The organism is Couchioplanes caeruleus (assembly GCF_003751945.1).
GTDB classification, from domain to species: Bacteria; Actinomycetota; Actinomycetes; order Mycobacteriales; family Micromonosporaceae; genus Actinoplanes; species Actinoplanes caeruleus.
This window is the reverse complement of sequence record NZ_RJKL01000001.1, coordinates 6,448,642-6,473,530: the sequence shown is the minus strand read 5'-3', so window position 1 is coordinate 6,473,530 and position 24,889 is coordinate 6,448,642. Positions and strand designations below refer to the sequence as shown.

22 protein-coding genes are annotated in these 24,889 nt (G+C 73.5%); 7 read left to right on the top strand and 15 right to left on the bottom strand.

Annotated elements, in window-relative coordinates; genetic code table 11:
• Positions 1-26 precede the first annotated feature (26 nt).
• The 10 genes from EDD30_RS29090 to EDD30_RS29045 all read right to left on the bottom strand — a co-directional run bounded on the left by EDD30_RS29090 (position 27) and on the right by EDD30_RS29045 (position 9,296).
• Positions 27-941 carry a GlxA family transcriptional regulator gene (locus tag EDD30_RS29090; protein WP_071805986.1) on the bottom strand — a complete coding sequence of 305 codons (915 nt, stop codon included), beginning with the start codon at positions 939-941 and terminating at the stop codon, positions 27-29.
• A complete protein-coding gene (locus EDD30_RS29085; RefSeq protein ID WP_071805987.1) occupies positions 938-1,534 on the bottom strand; it encodes a cysteine hydrolase family protein in 597 nt (198 codons plus the stop codon). Before EDD30_RS29085 ends, EDD30_RS29090 begins: the two co-directional genes overlap by 4 nt.
• A 74-nt stretch (positions 1,535-1,608) precedes the next feature.
• Complete coding sequence (locus EDD30_RS29080) at positions 1,609-2,529, bottom strand: sugar kinase (protein ID WP_071805988.1); 921 nt, start codon at positions 2,527-2,529, stop codon at positions 1,609-1,611.
• Positions 2,526-3,155, bottom strand: coding sequence for a bifunctional 4-hydroxy-2-oxoglutarate aldolase/2-dehydro-3-deoxy-phosphogluconate aldolase (locus EDD30_RS29075; RefSeq protein ID WP_071805989.1), 630 nt, complete (start codon positions 3,153-3,155; stop codon positions 2,526-2,528). The genes EDD30_RS29080 and EDD30_RS29075 overlap by 4 nt, the downstream gene beginning before the upstream one ends.
• 22 nt (positions 3,156-3,177) lie before the next feature.
• Entirely contained in the window at positions 3,178-3,762 is a 585-nt protein-coding gene (locus EDD30_RS29070) for a hypothetical protein (protein ID WP_071805990.1), read from the bottom strand.
• Positions 3,755-4,843: a hypothetical protein gene (locus EDD30_RS29065; protein ID WP_123678564.1), complete on the bottom strand. Its 1,089-nt coding sequence runs from the start codon at positions 4,841-4,843 to the stop codon at positions 3,755-3,757. The genes EDD30_RS29070 and EDD30_RS29065 overlap by 8 nt, the downstream gene beginning before the upstream one ends.
• Positions 4,844-4,959: 116 nt before the next feature.
• Positions 4,960-5,226, bottom strand: a complete 267-nt coding sequence (locus EDD30_RS42095; RefSeq protein WP_425321282.1) for a BTAD domain-containing putative transcriptional regulator — start codon at positions 5,224-5,226, stop codon at positions 4,960-4,962.
• Between the two features lie 15 nt (positions 5,227-5,241).
• A complete protein-coding gene (locus tag EDD30_RS29055; RefSeq protein WP_170047350.1) occupies positions 5,242-5,739 on the bottom strand; it encodes an AfsR/SARP family transcriptional regulator in 498 nt (165 codons plus the stop codon).
• A gap of 134 nt (positions 5,740-5,873) precedes the next feature.
• Complete coding sequence (locus EDD30_RS29050; RefSeq protein WP_071806350.1) at positions 5,874-6,923, bottom strand: class I SAM-dependent methyltransferase; 1,050 nt, start codon at positions 6,921-6,923, stop codon at positions 5,874-5,876.
• A gap of 51 nt (positions 6,924-6,974) precedes the next feature.
• The gene (locus EDD30_RS29045) at positions 6,975-9,296 is read right to left on the bottom strand and encodes a putative bifunctional diguanylate cyclase/phosphodiesterase (protein ID WP_244945441.1); all 2,322 of its coding nucleotides are present in this window, start codon (positions 9,294-9,296) and stop codon (positions 6,975-6,977) included.
• 192 nt (positions 9,297-9,488) lie between these two features.
• Between EDD30_RS29045 and EDD30_RS29040 the strand changes: the two genes are divergently transcribed.
• Positions 9,489-11,543 carry an N-acetylmuramoyl-L-alanine amidase gene (locus EDD30_RS29040; protein WP_071806351.1) on the top strand — a complete coding sequence of 685 codons (2,055 nt, stop codon included), beginning with the start codon at positions 9,489-9,491 and terminating at the stop codon, positions 11,541-11,543.
• Here EDD30_RS29040 and EDD30_RS29035 read toward each other — a convergent pair.
• Positions 11,531-12,133 (bottom strand): sigma factor, encoded by a 603-nt coding sequence (locus EDD30_RS29035; RefSeq protein ID WP_071806352.1) that lies wholly within the window; start codon positions 12,131-12,133, stop codon positions 11,531-11,533. The genes EDD30_RS29040 and EDD30_RS29035 overlap by 13 nt on opposite strands.
• 173 nt (positions 12,134-12,306) lie before the next feature.
• On the opposite strand from EDD30_RS29035, the gene EDD30_RS29030 reads away from it, so the two are divergent.
• Positions 12,307-14,643, top strand: coding sequence for an ATP-binding protein (locus tag EDD30_RS29030; RefSeq protein WP_084556512.1), 2,337 nt, complete (start codon positions 12,307-12,309; stop codon positions 14,641-14,643).
• A gap of 99 nt (positions 14,644-14,742) precedes the next feature.
• On the opposite strand, the gene EDD30_RS29025 is transcribed toward EDD30_RS29030, so the two are convergent.
• The gene (locus EDD30_RS29025) at positions 14,743-15,231 is read right to left on the bottom strand and encodes a TspO/MBR family protein (protein WP_071806377.1); all 489 of its coding nucleotides are present in this window, start codon (positions 15,229-15,231) and stop codon (positions 14,743-14,745) included.
• Positions 15,232-15,260: 29 nt separating this feature from the next.
• Positions 15,261-16,958 carry a glycoside hydrolase family 13 protein gene (locus tag EDD30_RS29020; RefSeq protein WP_071806378.1) on the bottom strand — a complete coding sequence of 566 codons (1,698 nt, stop codon included), beginning with the start codon at positions 16,956-16,958 and terminating at the stop codon, positions 15,261-15,263.
• Positions 16,959-17,020: 62 nt separating this feature from the next.
• On the opposite strand from EDD30_RS29020, the gene EDD30_RS29015 reads away from it, so the two are divergent.
• The 4 genes from EDD30_RS29015 to EDD30_RS29000 all read left to right on the top strand — a co-directional run bounded on the left by EDD30_RS29015 (position 17,021) and on the right by EDD30_RS29000 (position 21,856).
• The gene (locus tag EDD30_RS29015) at positions 17,021-18,025 is read left to right on the top strand and encodes a glycosyltransferase family 4 protein (RefSeq protein ID WP_071806353.1); all 1,005 of its coding nucleotides are present in this window, start codon (positions 17,021-17,023) and stop codon (positions 18,023-18,025) included.
• A gap of 101 nt (positions 18,026-18,126) precedes the next feature.
• Positions 18,127-19,278: a glycosyltransferase gene (locus EDD30_RS29010; protein WP_071806354.1), complete on the top strand. Its 1,152-nt coding sequence runs from the start codon at positions 18,127-18,129 to the stop codon at positions 19,276-19,278.
• Positions 19,275-20,357, top strand: coding sequence for a glycosyltransferase (locus tag EDD30_RS29005; RefSeq protein ID WP_071806355.1), 1,083 nt, complete (start codon positions 19,275-19,277; stop codon positions 20,355-20,357). Before EDD30_RS29010 ends, EDD30_RS29005 begins: the two co-directional genes overlap by 4 nt.
• Positions 20,354-21,856, top strand: coding sequence for a glycoside hydrolase family 130 protein (locus tag EDD30_RS29000; RefSeq protein ID WP_071806356.1), 1,503 nt, complete (start codon positions 20,354-20,356; stop codon positions 21,854-21,856). Before EDD30_RS29005 ends, EDD30_RS29000 begins: the two co-directional genes overlap by 4 nt.
• Before the next feature lie 110 nt (positions 21,857-21,966).
• Here EDD30_RS29000 and EDD30_RS28995 read toward each other — a convergent pair whose 3' ends face one another.
• Complete coding sequence (locus tag EDD30_RS28995) at positions 21,967-22,788, bottom strand: methyltransferase domain-containing protein (RefSeq protein ID WP_071806379.1); 822 nt, start codon at positions 22,786-22,788, stop codon at positions 21,967-21,969.
• A gap of 155 nt (positions 22,789-22,943) precedes the next feature.
• Between EDD30_RS28995 and EDD30_RS28990 the strand changes: the two genes are divergently transcribed.
• On the top strand, positions 22,944-23,999 hold the full coding sequence (locus EDD30_RS28990; protein WP_071806357.1) for a Gfo/Idh/MocA family protein: 1,056 nt from the start codon (positions 22,944-22,946) through the stop codon (positions 23,997-23,999).
• Here the strand turns inward: EDD30_RS28990 and EDD30_RS28985 are convergent.
• Entirely contained in the window at positions 23,996-24,862 is an 867-nt protein-coding gene (locus EDD30_RS28985; protein ID WP_211277831.1) for a serine hydrolase domain-containing protein, read from the bottom strand. The genes EDD30_RS28990 and EDD30_RS28985 overlap by 4 nt on opposite strands.
• Positions 24,863-24,889: the final 27 nt, after the last annotated feature.

Below are 24,889 nucleotides of genomic sequence, written 5' to 3'. Positions count from 1 at the left end.
CGAGTTGGTCCGCCGCCACGCGGGAGTCACCTGAGGGGTACGCGCGCCCGCAGGCGGCGCAGCATCCGGGCATCGCCGAAACCCACCGCGCGTGCCGCGGCCTCCACCGTGGCGCCGTGGCCGATGAGATGTTCCGCCCGCTCCACCCGCAGGAGTTGCTGATAGCGCAGGGGTGTCTGGCCGGTCGCGGCCTCGAACTGCCGGGTCAGCGTGCGCTCGCTCACCGCCGCCGCGGCCGCGAGCTCGGCCAGCGGCAGCGGCTCGGCGAAGTGCGCGTCGATGCGGTCCTGCACGCGATGGACGGCGTCGCTCAGGTGGGCCCGGTGCCGCAGCATGGCGCTGGACTGCCGCTCGTCGCCGTTGCGCCGGGCGTACACGACCATCTCGCGGGCCACCCGCGCCGCGACCGCCGGGCCGTGCCGTGCCGCGACGAGATGCAGGGCCAGGTCGATGCCGCTGGCGATGCCCGCGGAGGTCACCACCCGGTCGTCGGAGACGTAGAGCACGTCGCGGACCACGCACGCCCGCGGATAGCGGCGGGCGAGCTCTTCCTGGACGTCGTGGTGGGTGGTGCAGCGGCGGCCGTCGAGCAGGCCGGCCCTGCCCAGCGCGTCGGCGCCCGCGCAGATGCTCGCGACCGTGCCACCCGCGGCGTGGTGGGCGGCGATCCGGTCCAGGGTGCGCTCGCCGAGGTGGCCGGTGCCGGCCAACCGCGGCGAGCGCCACCCCGGCACCACGATCAGGTCGTCCACGTCCAGCCGCGGCCAGGCGGTGTCGGCGCGGAGCTCGACACCCTGATGGGTGCGGATGCCGGGCCGCTCCGCGACGTACGACAGGACATGGTCGTGCCCGTGGTCGGCCACGGTCGAGAACACCTGGGCCGGGCCGGCGAGGTCCAGCAGGTGCAGGCCGTCGACGAGCACGAACACGACGCGACTCACGATCCGGTCAACTCCCCGGTCAGTTCGGCCACGGTCGCGATGGTAGCGAAGCGGCCGGCCAGCGCGTACTCCGTCCGGGCGGTCACCGCCTCGGCGGGCAGCGTGCGCGGGTCGGCCAGCATCTCCTCGAGGCTCTGGTCGGCGGGGGCGTCCCGGTGCGGGATGGGGAAGGTCGCGGTGGCCTCGGTGACGAACGTGACGGCGTAGCCGAGGTCCGCACCGACCCGTGCGGTGGTCTCGACGCATTGCTCCGTACGGATGCCGCAGACCGTCAGCCTGCGCACTCCCCGGGCGGTGAGCAACTGCTGCAGGTTGGTCGTGGTGAAGGCGTTGTGCGAGGTCTTCGTGAGGACAGGCTCGCCGGCCAGGGGCGTGAGCTCGGCGAGGACACGCACGTGCCCGCTCGCCGGGTCGAAGACGTCGCCGCTGCCGGGCTCGGCGTGCAGCACCCACACGACGAGGTCGCCGGCGGCCCGGGCGGCGGCGGCGAGCCGGCCCACCCGGTCGGCGATCTCCGGGTTGTCGACGGCGCGCCAGAGCGGGCGGACGCGGAAGGACTCCTGGACGTCGATGATGATCAGAGCGTTGGTCATGCGTCCATCCTCGGCGTGGCGGACCGCCGGCGATAAGACACGGACCTGCCGCACACCGGAACGATCCGGTCAGACTATCGCGTCACGTCGGTGGTGGCCGCGATCAGGTCTTCGCGGGTCGGCAGGCTCTCGCAGTCCCCCGGGACCGTCACCGCGAACGCCCCCGCCGCGATCGCCGTCGCGAGCCGGGCCGCCGGCGCGGCTCCGGACAGCCGGTCGGCGAGGTATCCGGCGGCGAACGCGTCGCCCGCGCCGACCGGATCGACCACCACCACGTCCCGCGCCGGGACCGTGTGCCGCTCGCCGTCGATGAGCGCCGTGCATCCGCGGGCGCCGTCCTTGACGATCACCTCGGTGGGGCCGAGCGCGGCCAGCCCCTGCAGCGGCGGTCCGTCGACGATCAGCGCGGCCTCACCGGGGCCGGCGAACACGAGGTCGGCGCGGGAGACGAGGTCGCGCAGCACCGGACCGGCGTCGTAAGGGGACCAGAGCTTGGCCCGGAAGTTGACGTCCACCGAGACCGGGACGCCCGCGGCACGGGCGGTCTCCACCGCCTGGAAGACGGCCGCGCGGGCCGAGTCGCTCAGCGCCGGCGTGATGCCGGTGACGTGCACGATCGCCGCCGCACGCACCGCGCCGACCGGGATGTCGGCGGGCATGAGCCGCGACCCGGCGCTGCCCGCCCGGTGGTAGTCGACGTGGAGCAGGGCGCCGGTGCGACGGTGCTTGACCATCAGGCCGGTGAACGACGGATCGCGGATCACCACCGCCTCGACGCCGTCGGCGCGCAGGCGGCGCTCGATGAGGTCGCCGGTCGCGTCGCGGCCGACCCGCCCGATCCAGGTCGCGGGCAGGCCGAGCCGGGCGACCCCCAGCGCGACGTTGCTCTCGGCGCCGCCGATGCCCAGCCGGAAGCCCCGGACCCGGTCCAGCGCGCCGATGCCGTCGGCGGTGACCAAGCCCATGGTCTCGCCGAAGGTCAGCAGACCGCTCATGACCGGGCGTACGCGACCGCGTCGGCGGCCCGCCGGGCCCGGTCAGCGAGGGCGCCCAGGCTGCCTCCGGAGGCGGCGTCGCCGATCAGCGGCCCGCCCAGCCCGACCGCCGCCGCCCCGGCGGTGAGCCAGGCGGCGACGTCGGCGATCTGGATGCCGCCGGTCGGCATGACGCGCAGGCCGGGCAGCGGCCCGTGCAGGTCGCGCAGGTAGCTCGGACCGACGGCCGAGGCCGGGAAGAGCTTGACCAGGGGCGCACCCGTCCGGGCCGCGGCCACGATCTCGGTGGGGGTCAGCGCGCCCGGATAGCACGGCACGCCGAGGCCGTCGAGGCCGGCCACGGCCACCGGGGAGACGAGGAACTGAGCCCCGGCGTCGACGCTGGCCTTGGCGTCGTCGGCGCCGAGTACCGTACCGGCGCCGACCACGACGTGCTCCGGAAGCTGACGGCGCAGGCCGGCGATCGCCTCGATCGCGCCGTGCGAGGTGAGGGTCACCTCGAGCGCGGTGATGCCGGACTCGACGAGGACCTCGCTGATCGCGGAGAAGGCGCCGGCGGTGGGTGCCCGCAGCACCGCGACGACCCCGCCGCGCACCACCGCGTCAGTAACCGAAATGTCCGGCATGGAGGCCTCCCATCGAGTCTCGTCAATTGACCCGATCATCCCCGGAACCGCCCGTCCGGGCCAGGGGAACGCCACGCCGCAGGTACGACCGCAGGGATCGGGGCGAGGTATCCACAGGCGGGAGCGGCGGCGTCGCCTGGATGCCCAGTTCCTCCCGGACGGCCGCCTCCAGTTGCTGCATCACCAGCGGCACGTGGCCGAGCATCTCGCGCAGCGACTTCTCCGGGTCCACGCCGGCCCGGGGCGCCGGGCGCTCGCCGTACAGCTTCTCCAGCAGCAGGTGCACCGCCAGCGCGGCGCTGCGGACCTGGCCCGAGGCGAGCAGGCGCACCTGCATCAGCGCCGGGCCCACCTCGTCGACGTAGGTGTACGGCCCCGGCATCCGCTGCCCCGTCTCGAGCGCGGAACGCAACCGGTACGTCGCCCGCTCGAACTGCGTCAGCAGAGCGACATAGGCGTCGCGGCGCTCGGTATACCACCGGCGGGTCCGCTTGGCGCGGCTGCGCACGTAGTCGTCACGGGCCGACATCAGAACCGTCACGCCCGCCCCGGCCAGGGCAAACACGGCGGCGACGAGGGGCAGGCTCCACCACGGGATCTCAGACACCCGACCACGGTAGCGATGCCCTGCCCGGCGGTAGCGGACGTGCACCGGATCGTGACCGGGAGTCCGGATCGGCGGTCCGCTCGCCGAGCGCGCGGTCGATCGCGCCGAGGGCGGCATCGACCACATGGCCGGGTGTCAAGGCCTCGGCCCGCCGATGCGCGGCCGCCACGGCGTCGGTACCGAGGCGCTCGGCGACGGCCGTACGGGCCCGCGTGAGCCGCGTCGCCTCGGCCGGATAGACGCTCGCGGCCGGCAGGGCGGCGTCGAGCAGCGCGGCCGCCTCGTCGGCGCCGATCCGGGCGAACAGGACGACCAGGTTGCGCAGCGCGGCGGCCTGCAGGGTCTCGTTGCCCGCCTCGCGCAGCAATGCCACCACCTCCCGGAAGCGCCGCAGCGCCGGCACCGGATCGCCGTGCCGGCTGCGGACGGCGCTCGCCGCCGAGGCTGCCGCGGCCCCGAACAGTCGGTTGTCCACGCCCCGCGCCAACGATGTGGCCTCGTCGAGCAGGGCCAGCGCCCGATCCGGGTCGACGTCGGCGAGCGCCTCGCCGAGGCCGTACCGGGCCACCGCCATGCCCGTCGGATTGCCCGTCGCGTCCGCCGCCTGCGGATCGCCGCTCCAGGCCAGCACCATCGCCTCGGCGGCGAGGCCGGACGCGCGGACGGCGCCGTCCGACGCGAGCCGGGCCATCCGCCGGTAGTGGCCGCGCGCCGCCTCCGCGTCGCAGTCGACGAGCGCGATGTCGCCCAGCACCTCGTGGACGGCGGGATCCGGCCGCGCCGAGGCGAGCAGGCGCCGCGCCGTGTCGAGGTCGCCGCGTCCCCAGGCGTGCGTCGCCGCGGCCGCCAGCGCTCCCGGCCTTCCGGAGGCCGCCGCGGCGTATCCCCAGGCGAGCACCTCGTAGCGCTGGCAGTGGTAGCCGTACCGGTAGAGCGCGGCCGCGAGCCTGCCCCGCAGGTCTCCGGCGGCAACGGTGACGGCGAGCCGCAGATCGGGCAGGAGCGCGTCCAGATCCCGCACGGCCCGCGCCTCGTCCGGGCCACGCAGCCGCCGGTCCAGTTCCGCCGCGGCGTCGACCACCGCGGCGGGCGCGGCCGCGCAGCATCTCCGCGACGAGGCGGGTCTTCCCGACGCCGCCCGGTCCGGTCACGGTGACGCACCGGCGGGGGCACGTCCATGCGGCCAGCGTCGCCCGCTCACGGTCGCGACCCACGAACAGCGAGAGATATGACGGTACGGCCACCGCCGGGTCCCGCCGCGACGAAGCGGCCCCGGCGGATGCTCCGGGCCGTTGCGCCGGTTCCGGGGCGGACGCGGTGGTCACCGCGCAGCAGCGTGGTCTGCATCGCCCGCACGGCCGCCGACGGATCGAGGCCGAGCGTGTCCACGACGGCCCGTGCATGCCGCCGTAGCACCGCGGCGGCGTCGGCGCCGCGGCCGTCCGCGGCGAGCGCTCGCGCCAGCGCCAGGAAACCCCGCTACCAGCAGGGGTCCCGGTCGACCTCGGCGCTCAGCTCCGCGGGGTCGCCGCTGCCCGCCCGGTCCGCCAGCGCCGCGCGGCGCGCCTCGGTGAGCCGGGCCGCCCCGCCCCCCAGCGGCTCGGCGGAGAACTCCGGCAGTGGAGGTCCCCGCCACAGCTCGAATGCCTGGGCCACCTCTCCGTCGGCGAGCAGGTCGCAGAAGTGCAGCGCGTCCACGGCTGCCCGTGGTACCGCCAGCCGGTAGCCGGCGGGCCCGGACGTGATCGTCTCCGGCGGCAGGGCCGCCCGCAGCCGGGCCACATGCGACTGGAGGCTGTTGCGGGCGCTCGGCGGCGGGTCGTCCGGCCACAGCGCGTCGACGAGCTCGGACACCGGCACGGGCCGGCCGCCGGCCAGCGCGAGCACCGCGAGGAGGGTCCGCTGCTTCGCCCCGGCCACGACGACCGGTCCGTGCGGGCCGTCCACTTCGAGGGGTCCCAGCACCCGTACCTGCACGCCCACGACCCTAAGCGCGCACGGCCCTCGATCGCCGCCGACTTTCGCGTCATGCGAAGGATCCCGGCCCTCATGCGCGCCGAGGGCCGGGATCTCGATGTCGCGCGATGCCCGGGTGGATTCGGCCGGGGCGGTCAGCGCAGGAGATAGAAGCGCCAGAAGTCGTTCGGGATGTCCAGCACCTTCGGGTCGGCGAAGCCGGCCTCGCGGGCCCACGCCAGCACCGTCGGGGCGCGCAGCACCGTGCCGTGCGCATGGTCCGGGCTCTCGGCGCGTGTCGCCGGCAGGCAGTGCAGCACGCTGAACGCGTACTGGAGCCGCTCGATCTCCCCCGCCGGCGCGGTGAACTCGTCCGCCACCCGCTCGTCGCCGATGAACACGCTGCCGCCGGGTGCGAGCACCTCGCGGGCGGCGGTCAGCACGCCGACCGGGTCGCCCATGTCGTGCAGGGCCTCGAAGATCGTGACGAGGTCGGCGGGCCGCTCGTCCTTGACGGCGGTGGCGTCGCCGAGGGCGAAGGCGACCCGGTCGGCGACCCCGGCCGCCGCCGCCGTGCGCCGGGCCTCCGCGACGGAGGCTTCGTCCAGGTCGACGCCGCGTACGGTGATCGACGGGTACGCCAGCGCCAGCGCCACCGACGAGTGCCCGACCCCGCAGCCCAGGTCGAGGACGTGGGCGCCGGGCGCGGCACGCAGCCGCCGGTCCACCTCGGGCAGGGCCGGCAGCCACTCCCCGGCGAGCTGGTGGGTGAACATCGGCCGGTTGAAGGCGGCGATGCCGTGCCGGATGTGCCGGCCGTAGTCGGCGTACGAGACGCCGCGGCCGGTGCGGAACGCGTCGATGACGGCCGGGGTGGCCAGAGCCAGGCCGAGCGCGAACTGCCCGGCCGTGCCGAGGTAGGCCGGTCCCGTCTCGTCCAGAACGACCTCGGCCATGGCGGCCGGCAGCGCGAACCGCCCGTCCGCGGCGACGTCGATCAGGCCCGCGGCGGCCTGCTGCTCCAGCCATTCCCGGACGTAGCGCTCGTCCGTGCCGGTCGTCCCGGCCAGCTCGGCCGGTGTGCGAGGCGCGTCGCGCAGGGCGGCGTACAGGCCGAGTTCCCGACCCAGTTCCACGGTGAGCAGCTCGGCGGCGCCGATCAGTGCGCCCAGCAGGCGCTCGGCGGTCTCTTCGGAAGTCGTCATCCGACCACCCTGGACCTGACCGCGTGCAGAACGCGTGCAGACCGGGTGCGGTCAGCGCACGGTGGCCCGGTGGATCAGCTCGTCGTGCTCGGCGGGGAGCGCCGGCTTGCCGTAGAGCCAGCCCTGGGCCAGGTCGCACCCCTGCTCGCGCAGCCAGTCGCTCTGCAGCTCGGTCTCGACGCCCTCCGCCACCACCCGCAGATGCATGGCCCGGGTCATGGCGAGCACGGCCCGCACGATCGACTCGTTGGCGCCGTGCCGGCCGACCTCGCAGACGAACGAGCGGTCGAGCTTGACGATGCCGACCGGCAGGCGGTTGAGGTAGCTCAGCGACGAGTAGCCGGTGCCGAAGTCGTCGATGGCCATGGTGACGCCGAGGTCCCGCAACGCGTCGAGGGTGGCGAGCGCGGTCTCCAGCTCCTCCATGACGCCGGACTCGGTGATCTCCAGCCACAGCGCCTCCGGCGGCAGCCCGGTCTCGGCGAGCACGTCACGGACGACGCCGACCAGGGCGCCGTCGCGCAACTGCCGGACGGACACGTTGACCGACACGTGCAGCGGCCGCGCGCCCGGGCCGCGGGCGGCGCGCCACTGCGCGAGTTGCCCGGCCGCCTCGCGCAGCAGCCAGGCGCCGCTCTCGACGATCAGGCCGGTCTCTTCGGCGATGGGAATGAAGTCGAGCGGGGACACCGAGCCGAGCGTGGGGTGCTGCCAGCGCATCAGCGCCTCGAAGCCGTCGAGCTCGCCGGTCGCCAGGTCGGCGATCGGCTGGTAGTGCACCGAGAGCTCGCCGCGCGACAGCGCGCTACGCAGCGCCTGTTCGAGGTTCATCCGGTCGCGGACCTGGTCGCGCAGGGAGGTGTCGAACAGCGCGTACGCGTTGCGGCCCTGCCCCTTGGCCTTGTACATCGCGGTGTCGGCGTCGCGGATCAGCTCGAGCGCCTGGGTACCGCCCGGCGACTTCGCGACCCCGATGGACGCCGAGATCACCACGTTGCCTACGGACAGCTCGAACGGCCGGGCGAACTCATCGAGCACGCGGGCGGCAAGCGACTCGGCGAGCCGCGAGTGGGACGGGCTGGCCAGCGCGATGACGAACTCGTCGCCGCCGATCCGGCACACCAGGTCGTCGTCGCGCACCTGGGCGCTGAGCCGCCCGGCGACCTCGCAGAGCAGCTCGTCGCCGACCTGGTGACCCCAGTGGTCGTTGACCATCTTGAACCGGTCGAGGTCGATGAAGAGCAGGCTGACCTCGAGCTGGTCGGCGGCGGCCCGGTCGCCCCAGCCCGCGATGGTCTCGGCGAGCAGCTCGCGGTTGGGCAGGTCGGTGAGGGCATCGTGGGTGACCCGCCGGCGGGTGGCCCGCTCGGCCCGGGCCCGGGAGTTGTTGGAGCGGACCACGCGGTAGAGCACGGCGAGGATCAGCAGGGAGCACAGGACGGCCCGGACCACGCCGTTCACCGTGCTGCCGGCCGGCTCGACGGTCGTGATCACCACCGGGACCACCACCACCGCGGCGATCAGTCCCGTACGGATCTTGCTCAGGTCCTTGACGATGATCCGCTGCGGCTCGGTGAGGCTGCGCATGGACGGTTGCAGCCCGGCCGCCCCGACGAGCAGGAACGTCGCCGTGAACAGCACGTCGACGGTGTGCTGCGGCACGTCGGCGATCGCGCCGTCGCGGAGCATGAAGAGGAAATCGCCGGCGAACATGGCTGCGGCGGCCGCAATGAGCAGCCACAGGGCGGGCTGCCGGGCCCCGCCGGAGAGCGCTAGCTGGGCGGCGAGCACCAGCAGCACGACGTCGAAGACCGGGAAGAAGGAGTTGGCGACCCGCAGCGGGGTGAGGTCCGTCTGCTGCATCGAGGGTGCCATCAGGTAGGTCCAGCACATGAACGCCGCCGCCAGGCCGACCAGCATGGCGTCGATCCGCGCGGGATCGTCCTCCGCCGCCCGGCGCCGGCGCAGCATGCCGGCGAAGGCATATCCCATGATCAGGTACGCCGGGAGCACGAACGCGTCCGGAATCAGGGCCATGTTCGTCGGCGGGGAGGCACCCGCCCCGGGAACCACCGCGCGGATGGCGATGCCGACGAGGAAGAGGACCGCCGACCAGAACAGGCACAGCCACGGGCCTCGCTCGCCGGGCAACGCCATGCGCAGCGCGCCGTACCGCATGGCGCCGAGTCCGGCCAGCGCGCTGAGGAGCATCAGCGGGGTGCTCAGCCACGGTGGGCCGGCGGCGAGCAGGACCAGGGCGGCCCCGGCCACACCGAGATACGACCAGGCCACGGCCCTGGCGTACGGGGGAAGCACCGACCTGTCGCGGGCCGGCACCACGGGGGCGGCTGCCGCGCGCCGAGGTGCCGACACGGAGGTCACGTCCTTTCATCGGCATTCCCGTCCGGGTCATTAACCCTCCGGCCCGGTGCGTAACGGTGTCCCCGGAAAGCCCTGCGGGACCCGGAGGGAACGCGTACGTTTCATCCCTATCTGGGCCGGTCCGAAGTCTTTCGCGGGGGGAAACGCGTGAAGCCAACGCACAGACGAGTCATCAGTACGGCAATGGGCACAGCCGTCATCCTGAGCAGCGTCCTGGTGATTCTGAGCAGTGGCGGGCAGGCCGAACCGGTCGACCTGCGCTCGGCGGGCACCGCCACCGAGCCCACCCTGCAGACCATCGACCTGGCCCCGGCCTCGGGCCCGTCGCCGACCGGCCGCGACTTCTCCGCGCCAGCCGCCCGGAGCACGGTCGCTCCCCGCGCGACCGGACGGTTCAGTCTGGTCGGCGCGACCTGGGCGGATCCGGCGAAGCGGCTGACCGGCACGGTGCAGGTGCGGACCCGCTCGGCCGCCGACGGCACCTGGTCGCCGTGGCAGACCCTGGATGCCGACGAGCCGAATCCGGCCGAACCGGGCTCGGCAGACGCCGACGGCACCCGGGGCAGCACCGACCCGCTGTGGGTGGGCCCGTCGGACGGCGTCGAGGCCCGGGTGGCGGCGGAGCCGGGGCGCACCACGTCGTTGCCACCGGGCCTGCGGCTCGACCTGATCGACCCGGGCGAGGCTCCCGCGGCGCCCGCGCCGAGGGCGTACGAGCGGAAGCTGCCGGGTGTCATCGTGCCACCGCGACCGGCGCCGAACGTCGTCACCCGGGCGCAGTGGGGCGCGAACGAGAAACTGGTCAAGGAGGCGCCGGAGTACACCACCGACGTGCAGGTGGTCTTCGTGCACCACACCGCCGGGCCCAACGGCTACCACTGCGCCGACTCGCCGTCGATCATCCGCGGCATCCTGGGGTACCACGTCAAGAGCAACCACTGGAACGACATCGGGTACAACTTCCTCGTCGACAAGTGCGGCACCCTCTTCGAGGGACGCCGGGGTGGGATCGCCCGGGCCGTCCTGGGTGCGCACACGCTGGGGTTCAACGCGCGCAGCAGCGCGATCGCGGTGCTCGGCGACTACGGCTCGCGCGGCGTCTCCGCCCGCGTCCGCACGGTCATCGCGCAGGTCGCCGCCTATAAGCTCGGCACGTACGGAAATCCGCCCGCCGGCCGGACCACGCTGATCTCGAGCGGCAGCGACCGCTACGCCAAGGGCAGCCGCGCCGTGCTGAACCGCGTCTCCGGCCACCGCGACACCGGCCGGACCGCCTGCCCCGGCACCGTCCTCTACGCCCAGCTCGGCACGATCCGCGGCATCGCCTCGGCGGCGCCCGCGGACCTGAGGCTGACGAAGATGAACGGCGCCACGAGGATCGGCTCCACCTGGTTCACCCGCGGCGCGGTCCGACCGTACTGGCAAGTGGACACGGCGACGACGCTGATGCACCGCTACGACGTGTACGTCGACGGCACCCTGACCGCCTCCGTGCCGGCCGGCCAGCGCCAGCAGTTGCTGCGGCTCGCGCCGGGTCGGCACACCGTACGGGTGCGGGCGGTCGCGCTGAACGGCCGGATCGCGGTCACCGAGACCGCCGTGTTCGCCGACGAGACCCTGCCCGAGTTCACCCGCGGACCCAGCGTCGCGCTGCGGCCCGGGTCGGTCGACGGCATCGTGCCGGTCCGGCTGAGCTGGGCGGTGCGGGACGCGGGCGGCCTGCGCGCGGTGCGGCTGACCAGGCCGTCGACGGCCGACCTGGGCACCACCGCGACGGCCTGGGCCGGGGCGGTGCGGCCGGGCGTGACGACCACGTACGGCCTGCGGGCCACGGACCGGGCGGGCAACGCGCGGTCGGTGGCGGCGGTCCGGACGCCGATCATGGTCGCGGAGACGAATGCGGTGCGCGGCGGCACCTGGCGCTCGATCGGCAGCTCGGCCTACCTGGGCGGCTCGGCCCTGCGCGCGACCTCGGCCGGCGCGTCGCTGAGCTGGTCGTTCACCGGCCGCTCGGCCGCGCTCGCGGTGAGCCGCACGTCGGTCTCGGGCCGGGTCCAGCTGTATGTGGACGGCGAGCCCGCCGGCATCGTGGACCTGCGCTCCCCCGCGGCGCTGCACCGCCGTGCGGTGTGGACCCGCTCGTGGGGTTCCAGCGGCCGGCACACGATCAAGATAGTCGTAGAGGGCACCGCGGGACGTCCCGGGATCATCTCGGACGGACTGGTCTACCTGCGATAGGGCTCGGACGGGTCGCCCGTCTGCCGGTCGAGCACGGACCGCAACGCCCGCAGCGCGAAGTAGAGGCTGGACTTGACCTCGCGCACAGAAGTGCCGCGGGCCTCGGCGGCGTCCTCCAGCGCGACGCCGCCGTAGAACAGCTCGACGAGGATCTCGCGGTGCGCCGCCGCGAGATCCTCCATCGCCCGCACGATCGTGGTCCCGGTGCGGGGGGACGGCGAGCGCTCCGCCGGGGCGACCCAGTGGTCGTCATGCCCAGCGGGGGCGGAGCGCTCGCCGTCGCGCAGGACCGTACGGGCCGTGAGAACCAGCCACGGCCGTACCGCGGAGGCCCGTGGGGGGAAACGGGCCGGATCCTGCGCCGCGCGGTAGAGGGTCTCCTTGATCACGTCCGCGGCGGCCACCTCGTCGCCGCCGGTCAGCCGCAGCACGTACCCCTTCAGCGCCGCGCGGTGCGGCGCCACCAGGGCGTCGAACGCCTCGGCGGCCCGCTCCCGCGCCGCGAGGACGGCGGCGGTACCGGCATCTGGAACGAAAAGGTCGGCGTGCAGCGGCAACCGGGTGGGCCGGTCGGCCGCATGGCGGCCCATGACGTACCCCTCTCCTCGGTGATCCGTCGAGGGGTCCCATGCTGATCGACCGCGGCGCCGGCGGCACCGGGGAAAGTACCCGCGTCGAAGGATCCGGGTATCACCCGGGTAGTTCCCCGGTGTCCGCCGGACAGGGCCGGGCAACCGGGGGTCGCACACACTAACGTGCTCCTATGAGCACCGCCACGAGCACGCACGGATCCCTGGGCAACCTGCCCGCGGAGGTGACCAGCTTCGTGGGCCGGCGGCACGAGCTGACCGGTGTCCGGCGGATGCTCACCACCAGCCGCCTGGTCACCCTCACCGGCGCGGGCGGCGTCGGCAAGACCCGCCTGGCCCGGCACGCCGGGCTGGAGCTGCGCCGCGCGTTCCCCGACGGGGTGTGGCTCGCCGAGCTCGCCGAGCTGCGCGACCCCGATCTGGTCGCGGTCACCGTCGCCGAGGCTCTGGGCGTACGCGAGGAGTCGGTCCGGCCCGACGCACCGGGGCTGGCGACCTTCCTCGCCGACCGGCAGGCGCTGCTCATCCTCGACAACTGCGAGCACCTCGTGGCGGCGAGCGCGGATCTCGTGGAGACGCTGCTGCGCGCCTGCCCGCGCCTGCGCGTGCTGGTCACCAGCCGGCAGGCGCTGCGGATCGCGGGCGAGGCGACGCTGACCGTGCAGCCGCTGTCGGTGCCGGCGGCCGACCACGCGTGCACGCCGGCCGACCTGGCCCGCTACGAGGCGGCCAGCCTGCTGGTAGACCGGGCCACCGCCGTGCTGCCCGGCTTCGCGGTCACGGAGGCCAACTGCGCGACGGTCACGGCGCTGTGCCAGGCCCTGGAGGGCATGCCGCTGGCGATCGAGCTGGCGGTGGCCCGGCTGCGGGTGCTGACCCTGGAGGAGATCCTCGAGCGGCTCACCGACCGGTACCGCCTGCTGACCAGCGGTGCCCGCAACGCGCCGGCCCGGCAGCAGACCCTGCGCGCGCTGATCGACTGGAGCTGGGACCTGTGCGCGGAGCCGGAGCGCCGGCTCTGGTCGCGGCTCTCGGTCTTCTCCGGCGGCTTCGAGCTGGAGGCGGCCGAGCAGGTGTGCGCGTTCCCGCCGCTGGCGCCCGAGTCGATCCTCGACCTGATCGCCTCCCTGGTCGACAAGTCGGTGATCTTCCGGGTCGGCGACGGCCCGCGGGCGCGCTACAAGATGCTGGAGGTGGTCCGCGAGTACGGCGCCGTCCGGCTGGCCGGTGCCGACGAGCAGCCCGAGGTGGCCCGCCGGCACTGCGACTGGTTCGCCGAGCTCGCCCACTACGGCGACGTGCACTGGGCCAGCCCGGACCAGGCGGCACTGATGCTGCGGCTGCGCCGTGAGCAGGCCAACCTCCGGGTCGCCCTGGAGCACGCGGTCGGTTCCGCCCCGCCCGAGGTGGCCCTGCGCTTCGCCGCCGACCTGCAGAACCACTGGTTCGTCCGGGGCTTCCTGTCCGAGGGCCGGCACTGGCTGGACCGCGCCCTGGCGATGCCGCCACCGCGGCACTGGACCCGGGCCCGGGCGCTGCGCGTGGCCTCCTGGATCGCCTGCGTCCAGGGCGACCAGCCGCGCGCGTCGGCGCTGCTGTTCGAGGCCAAGGAGCTCGCCGCCACGCTGCCGCCGTCGGCGGAACGGGCGTTCATCCCCGTGGTCGAGGGCAACATCGCGATGTTCGCCGGGGACCACGCGACGGCCTTGCCACTGTTCGAGGAGGCGCTCGCGGGCTTCCGCGCGCTGGACGTCCGCACCGGCGAGCTGTGGTGCCTGGCCGTGCTCGGGCTCGCCCGCGGGCTGTCCTCGGCATCGCCCGACGACGGCTACGCCGACCTGACGGCCTGCCGCGACCTGGCGGAGTCCCACGGCGAGGTGTGGTGGCGCTCGTTCGCGCTCTGGGCGCTGAGCGTGCTGCGCTGGCGCGCGGGCGACCACGCGGGCGCCTCCGCCGCGGCCAAGGAGAGCCTCACGATCGGCACGGTCGTCGAGGACGAGCAGTTCACCGTCGGCCTGTCGCTGGAGGCGCTGGGCTGGGTGGCGGCCAGCGTGCGCCGGGACCAGCGCGCCGCCCAACTGCTGGGCGCGTCGGACCGCATGTGGCGGGCCATGCACGCGTCCCTGACGTCGTTCCGCGCCCTGCGCGTCTTCCACGACGAGGTCACTACGCAGCTCCGCGCCCGGCTCGGCGACCGCGCCTTCGAGGCGGCCTTCGACCGCGGGGTCGCCCTGACCGCCGCCGAAGCGATGGCGCTGGCCGTGGAGCGGGTCCCGGCGCCGCGCCCGGCCGCGGGCCCGCCCGCCCCCGCACATCTCGGCGACCTGGGCCTGACTCCCCGGGAACGCGAGGTGGCGGCGCTCGTCGCGGAGGGCCTGACCAACCGGGAGATCGCCGCCCGTCTGGTGGTCGCCCAGCGCACGGCCGAGGGACACGTGGAGAACATCCTCAGCAAGCTGGGCTTCACCTCCCGCGCCCAGGTCGCGGCCTGGCTCGCCGCGCAACGCTGAGCCCGCGCGGCGCGTCACGGCCCGGCTCGCCGCGCAACGCTGAGCCCGCGCGGCGCGTCACGGCCCGGCTCGCGGAGCAACGCTGAGCCGGGCCCGGCGTCAGTTGGCGTGCCAGATGGCCGCGTTGAGTGCGGTCGCGAAGGTCACCCAGGCCCAGTACGGCAGTAGCAGCCCCGCCGCGAGGCGCGAGATCGGGCGGAACAGTACTACCGTCGCGCCGATCGCCACCCAGAGTACGGCGATGTCCACCAGGGCCAGGCCGTAGCGGCCGAGGCCGAAGAAGATGGGCGTCCAGATCGCGTTGAGGACGAGCTGGACCGCGTACGCGGTGAGCGCCGGCGTCCAGCCCGAGCGGCGCCACACGAGCCACCCGGCGACGGCGATCATCGCGTACAGGATCGTCCAGACGGGGCCGAACAGCCACGACGGCGGCGCCCATGACGGTTGGTCGAGGCTTTGATACTCGGCGGCCGTGCCGGTCACGCCCAGGCCGCCGATCAGCGCGGCAGCCGCCACCGCGGCGCCGAAGGGCGCCAGGCTCCACACCGAACCGTGCGCGGGACCCGGGCGGTAGGCGACGTCACTCATGACGGCGCAGTACCCCCCGAGGCCGGCGATCATGCGGCGCGCCGGTAGACCACCACCTGCCACGGTTCCAGTTCGAGACCGGTCGGTGCCGGGGCGTTGGTCAGCACCAGCTCCGCCGACGACCACGCCTCGGCGCCGGGGATGTCGGCGCGGACCCGCTCGCCGGAGAAGTTGCCGATGACGAGCAGCTCGGCGTCCTCGTGCCGGCGGGTGAAGGCGTACAGCCGCTCGTCGTCGGGGAGCAGCATGGTGAAGTCGCCGTACACCACGACGGGCTCGTCATGGCGCAGCGCGATCAGCCGGCGGTAGAAGTGGTAGACCGAGTCGGGGTCGGCGACCGCCGCGGCGGCGTTGATCTCCTTGTGGTTGGGATTCACCGCGAGCCACGGCGTGCCGGTCGTGAATCCGGCCTGGGGCGAGTCGTCCCACTGCATCGGCGTACGCGCGTTGTCGCGGCCACGGGCCCGCAGCACGGTGAGCACGTCCTCGCCCGAATGGCCCTCGTGCTCGACGGCCTGCGCGTACTGGCCGAGCGCCTCGATGTCGCGGAAGTCGGCGATGGACGCGAACGGCGCGTTGGTCATGCCGAGTTCTTCGCCCTGATAGACGTACGGAGTGCCGCGGTGCAGGTGCAGCACCGCGCCGAGCATCTTCGCCGACCGTACGCGGAACTCCGGCGAGTCGTCGCCGTAGCGCGAGACGACCCGGGGCTGGTCGTGGTTGTTCCAGTAGAGACTGTTCCAGCCGACCTGCGCGAGCCCGGTCTGCCAGCGCCCGAGGATGCCCTTGAGCTCGGTGAGCCGCAACGGATAGAGCGCCCACGGGTCGGGTCCGCGGTCGACCCAGACGTGCTCGAAGCCGAAGACCATGTCGACCTCGCGCCGCGCCGGATCGGTGTAGCGGGCCGCCTCCTCGATGGTGACGCCGGGCATCTCGGCGACCGTCAGCAGCGTCTCGCGCCCGGCGAAGACCCGCTCGTGCATCTCGTGCAGGAACTCGTGGTTGCGCGGCCCGTTCATGTAGTGCGGTCCGCCCTCGCCGTAGCGCGAGCCCGGGCGCACCACTCCGTCGGGCAGCGACGTGTCCTTGGAGATATGGTCGATGACGTCCATCCGGAAGCCGTCCACGCCCCGGTCCAGCCACCAGTTCATCATCGCGTACACCGCGTCACGGACCTCGGGGTTCTCCCAGTTGAGGTCCGGCTGCTTGCGGCTGAAGATGTGCAGGTAGTACTCGCCCGTCGCCGGGTCGTACTCCCAGGCGGAGCCGCCGAAGACCGATCCCCAGTTGTTCGGCTCGGCGCCGGGCGTGCCGGGCTCCATGCCGGGCCGGGCCGGGCGCCACCAGTACCAGTCGCGCTTGGGGTTGTCCCTGCTCGAGCGGCTCTCGGCGAACCAGGCGTGCTCGTCCGAGGAGTGGTTCACCACCAGGTCCATGACCAGGCGCATGCCGCGCTCGTGCACCCCGGCCAGCAACTCGTCGAAGTCGGCCAGCGTGCCGAAGACCGGATCGATGTCCTGGTAGTCGCTGACGTCGTAGCCGTTGTCGTCCTGCGGGGACCGGCAGATCGGCGACAGCCAGATCACGTCGACGCCCAGGCCGGCGATGTGGTCGAGGCGCTGGATGATCCCCCTCAGGTCGCCCATGCCGTCGCCGTCCGCGTCGGCGAAGCTGCGCGGATAGATCTGATACACGACGGCCCGGTGCCACCAGGGGTGGTTCTCCATGGTCACTGGTTTAACACGGGAACCACGGACGAAACCCCCGATCCGCTCGCATACTGAGGATCATGAAGGTGGCGCTGCTCGGACCGATCGCATGGCGGACGCCGCCCGTCCACTACGGGCCGTGGGAGTTGATCACAAGCCTGCTGGCCGAGGGGCTGACCGCGCGGGGTGTGGACGTGACCCTGTTCGCGACGCTCGACTCGGTCACCAAGGCCACCCTGGACGGCGTCGTGAGCCGCGGCTACGAGGAGGACCCGGACATCGACGGCCGGGTCTGGGAGGCGCTGCACGTCGGGTACGCCCTGGAACGCTCGGGCGACTTCGACCTCGTGCACAACCACCTGGACTGGTTGCCGCTGGCGTTCTCGGGCCACTGCCGGGCGCCGATGCTCACCACGATCCACGGTTTCTCCGGGCCGAACATTCTGCCGGCGTACCGCCGGGCCCGGTCGGCGTTCGTGTCCATTTCCGACGCCGACCGCTCGCCATATCTCGACTACGCCGGCACCGTCTACCACGGCGTCGACCTGGACGACCTGCCCTTCACCGCGGACGGCGGCGACGGCCTGGTCTGCTTCGGGCGCATCCACCCGGACAAGGGCACCCACGCGGCCGTCGAGATCGCCCGCCGCGCCGGTCGCCGGCTCACGCTGTGCGGCATCGTCCAGGACGAACGGTACTTCCGCGACCAGGTCGAGCCGCACATCGACGGCGAGGCCGTGGTCTATCTCGGATCGGTCGGCCCCGAGGACCGGGCGCGGATCCTCGGCGGCAGCGCGGCCCTGCTGCACCCGATCCGGTTCGCGGAGCCGTTCGGGCTGTCGGTGGTCGAGTCCATGATCTGTGGCACGCCGGTGGTCGCGTATCCGAGGGGTTCGATGCCGGAGGTGGTGGACGAGGGTCTCACCGGCCGGCTCGTCGACGGCGTCGACGAGGCCGTCGCGGCCGTCGAGGGAATCGGCCGCCTCGACCGGGCCGCCTGCCGGGCGAGGGCCCGCAGCCGCTTCTCCGCGGACCGCATGGTCGAGGACTACCTGAAGATTTATCGGGAAATCATCGGGCCATAACGTGACTCTTGTTATTCTTCATAACAATTGCGGCAAATGCGTGTAATAGCGCCCATGTCGTGCTGCGGGGAGGCAGCAACCTGAGCAGAAAGGGCCCGGTCATGCCCGCCACGTACGGCTTTCTCAGCACCTATCCCCCGACCCAATGCGGTTTGGCGACCTTCAACGCGGCGCTGGCGTCCCACCTGACCGGCGGCGCACCCGGCAGCGGCGTGATCCGCCTGCTCCCCGCGGACGCGGCCGGAGGCGGCCTGGAAGTCGACCGCACGGCACCGCGGGTGGTGCACACGTGGCACACCGACACGCCCGGCGGCTGGGCCGCCGCCGCCAACGCCCTGAACCGCTTCGACGTCGCCGTGGTCCAGCACGAGTACGGCATCTACCCCGGCGTCGACGGCGACGAGATCCTGCCGCTGCTGCGCGCGCTGAAGAACCCGACGATCGTGGTGCTGCACACCGTGCTCAGCACACCGTCGCCGATGCAACGCTCGGTGCTGGAACGCATCGTGGCCCGCGCCGACGCCGTCGTGACCATGACCGACACCGCGCGACAGCGGCTGACCGCCGGATACCGGGTGGACCCGCGAAAGGTCACCGTCATCCCCCACGGCGCGGGCAGCCACTCCAGCGCCCCGCGCGAGACGCTCGAGGTGCCGCACCTGCTCACCTGGGGGCTGCTCGGTCCCGGCAAGGGCATCGAGTGGGCGCTGCGCGCCGTGGCCCTGCTCGGCGACCTGGACCCGGCGCCGATCTACACGGTCGCCGGCCGCACCCACCCCAAGGTGCTCGAACACCAGGGTGACCGCTACCGGGAATCGCTCAAGGCGCTCGCCGCCGAGCTGGGCGTGGCCGAGCAGGTGCGGTGGGAGGACGTCTACCTCGACCAGGGCGCGCTGAGCCGGCTGATCCGCTCCGCCGACGTCGTGGTGCTGCCGTACGACTCGACCGAGCAGGTGACCTCGGGAGTGCTGATCGAGGCGGTCGGCGCCGGAGTGCCGGTCGTCGCGACGGAGTTCCCGCACGCCGTGGAACTGCTCGCCGATGGCCCCGGCCTGCTCGTGCCTCATCAGGACCCGGAGGCGATGGCCGCCGGCATCCGGCATCTACTGCACGCCCCGGACGCCGCGAACCGCCTCACCGGGCTGGCCGGCGGCCCGACCCTGCGCTGGCCCGCCGTGGCGGCCCGCTACCACAGCCTGGCCGGACGCCTGCTCGCCGACCGCCGGCCCGTCGCCACATCCGTACCGGCGTGAGCGTCTCCCTGCGGCTGGTACCGCCGCCCCTGCACCTGCTCGACGCCCCGGAACCGAACTGGTCCCACCTGCTCCGACTCTCCGACGACACCGGCCTGCTCGAGCACGCCCGCAACGCGATCGTGCGGCGTGAACACGGCTACTGCGTCGACGACGTGTCCCGGGGCCTGGTCGTGGCGAGCCGCGAACCGCAGCCCGCCGGTCACGTGATCACGCTGGCCGAGCGCTACCTCGCGTTCCTCACCCATGCCACGGCGCCGGACGGCCGGGTCCGCAACCGGCTCTCGTACGAGCGCCGCTGGCTGGACGAGCCCGGCACCGGCGACTGGTGGGGCCGCGCCCTCTGGGGCCTGGGCACGGCGGCTGCCCGCAGCACCGTCCCGTGGATCCGCAAGGAGGCCCGCGAGGCCTTCTCGATCGCCGCCCGGCAACGCTCGCCGTGGCCGCGGGCGATGGCCTTCGCCGGTCTGGGCGCCGCCGAGGTGCTCCGCGCCGATCCGCGCGCCGGCGAGGCGGCACAACTGCTGGCCGACGCCGCCACGGTCATCGGGCTGCCCGGCGGCGATCCGCGCTGGGTCTGGCCGGAGCGCGAGCTCACGTACGCCAACCCGGCCCTGTCCGAGGTCCTCATCCACGCCGGGGACCTCCTGGGCGACGAACCCCTGCTCGCCGACGGCCTGCGCATGCTGGGCTGGCTCTGCCGGATGCAGGACCACGACGGGCATCTGTCGACCGTGCCGGTGGGCGGCTGGCGCCCCGGCGTCGAACGGCACCGCTTCGACCAGCAGCCGATCGAGGCCGCCGCCACCGCCGACGCCTGCGCCGCGGCCGCGGCCGTCACCGGCGACGACGCGTGGGACGCGCCGCTGCTGGCGGCGATCGGATGGTTCCTCGGCGACAACGACACCGGGACCGTCATGTACGACCCTCAAACTGGCGGGGGATATGACGGATTGACGGCTCATGGGCCTAATCTGAACCAAGGTGCCGAATCCACTCTCGCGCTCGTCTCCACGTTGCAGCACGCCCGCGCGTGGGCAGGCCGCGGCGCGACCCGACAGTCAGGTGGCCCAGTGTGACCGCGACTCTCGACCCGCACGAGGTGCGGACCACCTCCCTCGTTCAGCGCCACGCGATCACGATGCAGCCCGACGGGCGCCGCGTGGTGATCAAGCTCTTCGTGCCCGGTGAGGACACCCAGGTCGTGCAGACCCGGGCGTCCCGCCTCATCGAACGCGTCCTGCAGCTCGACGAGGACGAGATCGGCCGGCTGGTCGACGACGTGATGACCCGGTTCTCCGGGCGCCACCACGACCTGCTGCACACCTTCCAGCACCACTACGACCTGGTGCACCACCGCGTGCCGGCGGACGTCGAGCTGTCGCCCAACGCGCGCACGCTGATCGGTGCGTACTTCAGCCACGAGTATTCGGTCGAGGCCGCGGCGCTGTGCAATCCGTCGATGGTCGCGCACCCCGACCAGAGCGGACTGGGCCCGGGCCAGCTCCGGGTGGCGATCAGCCTGCGCCAGATCGGCGAGGGCCACATCTCCTCGATCGGCTTCTGCTCGGCGATCCTCGGCCCCAACGACGGGATCCGGATGGAGGATCGCAACGGACCGCTGGCGATCGGCGAACGCACCGGGGCCCGGCACCAGCGCGATCTGCTCGCCGCCGGGCTCGCCGAGCTCGACATCGACAACGAGCTGACCTGCAGCGTGCTGGGCTCCCTGCCGGAGCGCTACGACGACGAGGAGTTCGAGGACGTCCTCGGTCACCTCCCCGGCGAGCTGCTCGCGCGCCCCACCACCGGCGAGACCCTGACGGTGCTGCGCGAGCTCGTCGCCACCGACTACGCGGTGACCTTCCCGGCCACCGTGCCGCTGCACCAGCGCGTGCTGTGGCCCGCCACCCCGGCCGAGAGCAACGGCATGGAGGACGCCCGCTTCGTGCAGGTCGTCGATGACGACGGCCGCACGTCCTACCAGGCGACCTACACCGCGTACGACGGCCGGCACATCGGCGGCCGCATGCTGCACACCCGCGACCTGCGCCATTTCGAGGTCACGGCCCTGCGCGGCCCCGCGGCACGCAACAAGGGCGTGGCTCTGTTCCCCCGCCCGGTCAACGGCCGGCACCTCGCCCTGTGCCGCTCGGACGGCGAGACGCTGGGCCTCAGCGAACGCGACGAGTCGAACCAGTGGCAGGAGGCCGTGCCGCTGCTGGTGCCGCACCGCGGATGGGACCTCATCCAGGTCGGCAACTGCGGCTCCCCGATCGAGACCGACGCGGGCTGGCTGGTACTCACCCACGGCGTCGGCCCCATGCGCCGCTACGTGATCGGCGCGATGATGCTCGACCTGGAGCATCCGGAACGGGTCATCGCCGACCTGCCCCACGGCCTGCTGGACCCCGACGAGATCGAGCGCGAGGGTTACGTCCCGAACGTCGTCTACTCCTGCGGCGGCGTCCTGCACGCCGGCCGGCTCTGGCTGCCGTACGGCGCGAGCGACGTCCGCGTCGGCTTCGCGAGCATCCCGCTGGGCCACCTGCTGGACGCCATGGTGGTCGTTCCCTAGTCGACTGTAGGTGGAGCACGATCCGTTTCGTGTCGCCTGTCTTGCGCCACGGGTAGGACACGGCCCGACGTCGGCACCCAGGGCCGGCCGGGACGGCGGCCGGCGACGGATCACACGGTGCCTGCCGCGACCCAGATGGTGAGCACGGCGAGGAAGTCGCCGCGCTCGCCGGCCGTGGCGACCTGGTCGAGCCATTCGGCGCGCATGCCGGCCGGGGTCATCCAGTCTTCTTCCGGGACGTCGTGGTTGACCATCGGCAGGACCACCGCGGCCGAGGCCGGGTCCGGGAAGAAGCAGGTCACCGGCGTGGCGGTCACGTCCCGCAGGCCGTGGTCGAGCAGGCGGCGGCGCAGGGTACGGCCCATCCCGAGTTGCCGGGACGTACGCCGGGCGTGCATGTGCCCGATCACCCTGCCGGCCAGCGCCGCGTCCACGCCGTCGAACGCCAGCGAGGACCAGTCGGTGTCGAGGAGGCAGACGCGGCCGCCGGTGCGGGTCACGCGGGCCAGCTCGCCCACCGCGGTGTCGGCGTCGTCCACGTGTTGCAGGACGCGCTCGCACCAGACCCCGTCGAAGCTCTCGTCGTCGAAGTCGAGCGCGCAGACGTCACCGGGGACATACGTGATGTCGCCGGAGACGTGCCGGGTGCGTGCCGCCGCGAGGGTCGCCTCCGAGTAGTCGAGCGCCACGATCTCGCCGTCGGGGGCCACCGCGGTGGCCAGCTCGCGCGCCACGTCGCCCGCTCCGCATCCGGCGTCGAGCAGCCGCTGCCCGGGTTCGGGCCGCAGGGCCGTCCACGCGGTGTGCCGCACGCGGCGGATCTCGGGATGGCGGGACATCGCCTCGAGGGCCGCCACGAGCATGGCGAGCATGTCGGGCGGCATCCGGTCGAGGTCCGCGAACGGGGTGCGGTCCAACTGTGCGGGCTCCATGGCGCCCATACTGGCTCGGGGATCGTCGCGGCGCGGGCGCTCGTCAACCATCTGACACCGTACGTTCACTTTTCGTGTTCGCCCGGCCCGGATCGGCTGGCCGGGCGTGCTTTCCATCACGGCTGACCTGCGCCGAGGTTTGTAGGATCCGCTCCATGACGGCGACGACACGGATCGGACTGGTCGGGTACGGCTCGGGCGGGCGCATCTTCCACGCACCCCTGCTCGCGTCGGCGGACGGAGTCGAGTTCGCGGGCGTCGTGACCCGCTCGGCCGAGCGACGCGAGGAGCTCGCCCGCGCCCACCCGGAGGTGCCGGCGTACGACTCGATCGCCGACCTGGCCGCCGCCGGCGCCGAGGCCGTGACGATCTCCACCCCGGCCGCGACGCACGCCGCGCTGGCCCGCGAGGCGATCGGCCTCGGGCTGGCCGTGGTCGTCGACAAGCCGTTCGCGCTCGACGCGGCGACGGCCCGCGAGGTCGCCACCCTGGCGGCCGACCGGGGCGTGCCGCTCACCGTCTACCAGAACCGCCGCTACGACGCCGACCTGCTGACCCTGCGGAGGCTGATCAGCGAGGGCGCCCTCGGTGAGGTGCGTCGCTTCGAGTCGCGGTTCGAGCGCTGGGCCCCGGAGCGCCAGCCTCCGGCCGCGGGCGGCGGCACCCTGATCGACTTCGGCGCGCACCTCGTGGACCAGGCCCACCTGCTCTTCGGCCCGGTCACCCGGGTGTACGCGGAACTGCGCGCCGACGGCGAACTGGACAGCGACGCCTTCGTGGCGCTGCACCACGCGAGCGGCGTCGAGTCGCATCTGTGGGGCAGCTGGCGGCAGGCGGCGCCCGGCCCCCGCTTCCGTGTCACCGGCACGACGGGCACCTACATCGTCGACGGGATCGACGGCCAGGAGGCGCTGCTGAAGGCCGGCCGCTCCCCCTCCGCGCTCGGCGAGCGCTGGGGCGTCGAGCCGGAGCACGCGTGGGGCCGCCTCTACCGCGGCGCCACCGGCGCGCCCGTCCGCAGCGAGCGCGGTCGCTGGGACAGTTTCTACCCGGCGTTCGCGGCCGCGGTCCGCGGCGAGGGTCCGCTGCCCGTCGACCCGTGGGACTCGGTGCGCGCCATGGAGGTCCTGGACGCGGCCCGCCGCAGCGCGGCCACCGGCGAGACCGTAACGCTCGGGAAACCCGAAGCAGAACGAGCAGGGGCGCTCTAGAGAAGGCTCCGCAGCAGTGTGAAAAGCGCCGGCGGGTCCATCGCCTCGCTGTTGCAGAGCACCACGATGCGCCGGTCCGACCGCGGCAGGCAGGCGGCGAAGGTCTTGTATCCGGCGTTGTGCCCGCTGTGCTGGAACCAGGGCTCGCCGCCGAAGCAGCCGACGAACCAGCCGTACCCGTAGCCGCGGGAGTGCTCGTCCGCCTGGCCGGTCGGGGCCCGTTCGGTCAGCATCAGCGTGCGCCACGGCTCGCACAGCACGTCGCCGGCCCAGAGCCGGCTCATCCAGCGGACCATGTCGCCGGTCGTGGACCAGACGTCTCCCGCGCCCATGCCGACCACTTGGAGGTCCCAGGACGGCAGGGACGCGCCGTGCTCGTCGTGCCCGGCCGCGATGTCGGCGCGGTCGCCGCTCGCGCCGGCGAAGGTCGCGGTCAGCCCGGCGGGTCCGAAGACCCGGTGCGCCAGGAACTCCGGATACGCCATGTCGGCCACCCGCTCGACGACCTGCGCCGCCAGCACGTACGCCGGACTGCTGTACCGCCAGTCCGCACCGGGCCGGAACAGCGGCGGCACCGCGCGGAAGGCGTCGACCAGCTCCGCCTGCCCCACCGGTACGCCGAGGTCGATCATCGGATAGTCGTCCCAGTGCCCGATCCCCGACGTGTGCGCCAGCAGATGGTGCAGCGTGACGCCGGGCCAGCCGGCGATCCACCGGTCCAGCGGGTCGTCCAGCCGCACCCGCCTTTCCTGGGCGAGCAGCAGCAGCGCCGCGGCGGTGAACTGCTTGCTGACCGAGGCGAGCTGGTACCGGATCGGCGAGTCGCCGCCGACGACCACCTCGTCGCCGCGGTCGAGCCGCACCAGTCCTCCCTGTCTCACCCCGCCGAC

Coding starts and splice junctions, on each gene's coding strand:
- EDD30_RS29085 (WP_071805987.1), bottom strand. CDS start 1,534: ATGACCAACGCTCTGATCATCATCGACGTCCAGGAGTCCTTCCGCGTC.
- EDD30_RS29080 (WP_071805988.1), bottom strand. CDS start 2,529: ATGAGCGGTCTGCTGACCTTCGGCGAGACCATGGGCTTGGTCACCGCC.
- EDD30_RS29075 (WP_071805989.1), bottom strand. CDS start 3,155: ATGCCGGACATTTCGGTTACTGACGCGGTGGTGCGCGGCGGGGTCGTC.
- EDD30_RS29050 (WP_071806350.1), bottom strand. CDS start 6,923: ATGACGACTTCCGAAGAGACCGCCGAGCGCCTGCTGGGCGCACTGATC.
- EDD30_RS29040 (WP_071806351.1), top strand. CDS start 9,489: ATGGGCACAGCCGTCATCCTGAGCAGCGTCCTGGTGATTCTGAGCAGT.
- EDD30_RS29035 (WP_071806352.1), bottom strand. CDS start 12,133: ATGGGCCGCCATGCGGCCGACCGGCCCACCCGGTTGCCGCTGCACGCC.
- EDD30_RS29030 (WP_084556512.1), top strand. CDS start 12,307: ATGAGCACCGCCACGAGCACGCACGGATCCCTGGGCAACCTGCCCGCG.
- EDD30_RS29025 (WP_071806377.1), bottom strand. CDS start 15,231: ATGAGTGACGTCGCCTACCGCCCGGGTCCCGCGCACGGTTCGGTGTGG.
- EDD30_RS29020 (WP_071806378.1), bottom strand. CDS start 16,958: ATGGAGAACCACCCCTGGTGGCACCGGGCCGTCGTGTATCAGATCTAT.
- EDD30_RS29015 (WP_071806353.1), top strand. CDS start 17,021: ATGAAGGTGGCGCTGCTCGGACCGATCGCATGGCGGACGCCGCCCGTC.
- EDD30_RS29010 (WP_071806354.1), top strand. CDS start 18,127: ATGCCCGCCACGTACGGCTTTCTCAGCACCTATCCCCCGACCCAATGC.
- EDD30_RS28995 (WP_071806379.1), bottom strand. CDS start 22,788: ATGGAGCCCGCACAGTTGGACCGCACCCCGTTCGCGGACCTCGACCGG.
- EDD30_RS28990 (WP_071806357.1), top strand. CDS start 22,944: ATGACGGCGACGACACGGATCGGACTGGTCGGGTACGGCTCGGGCGGG.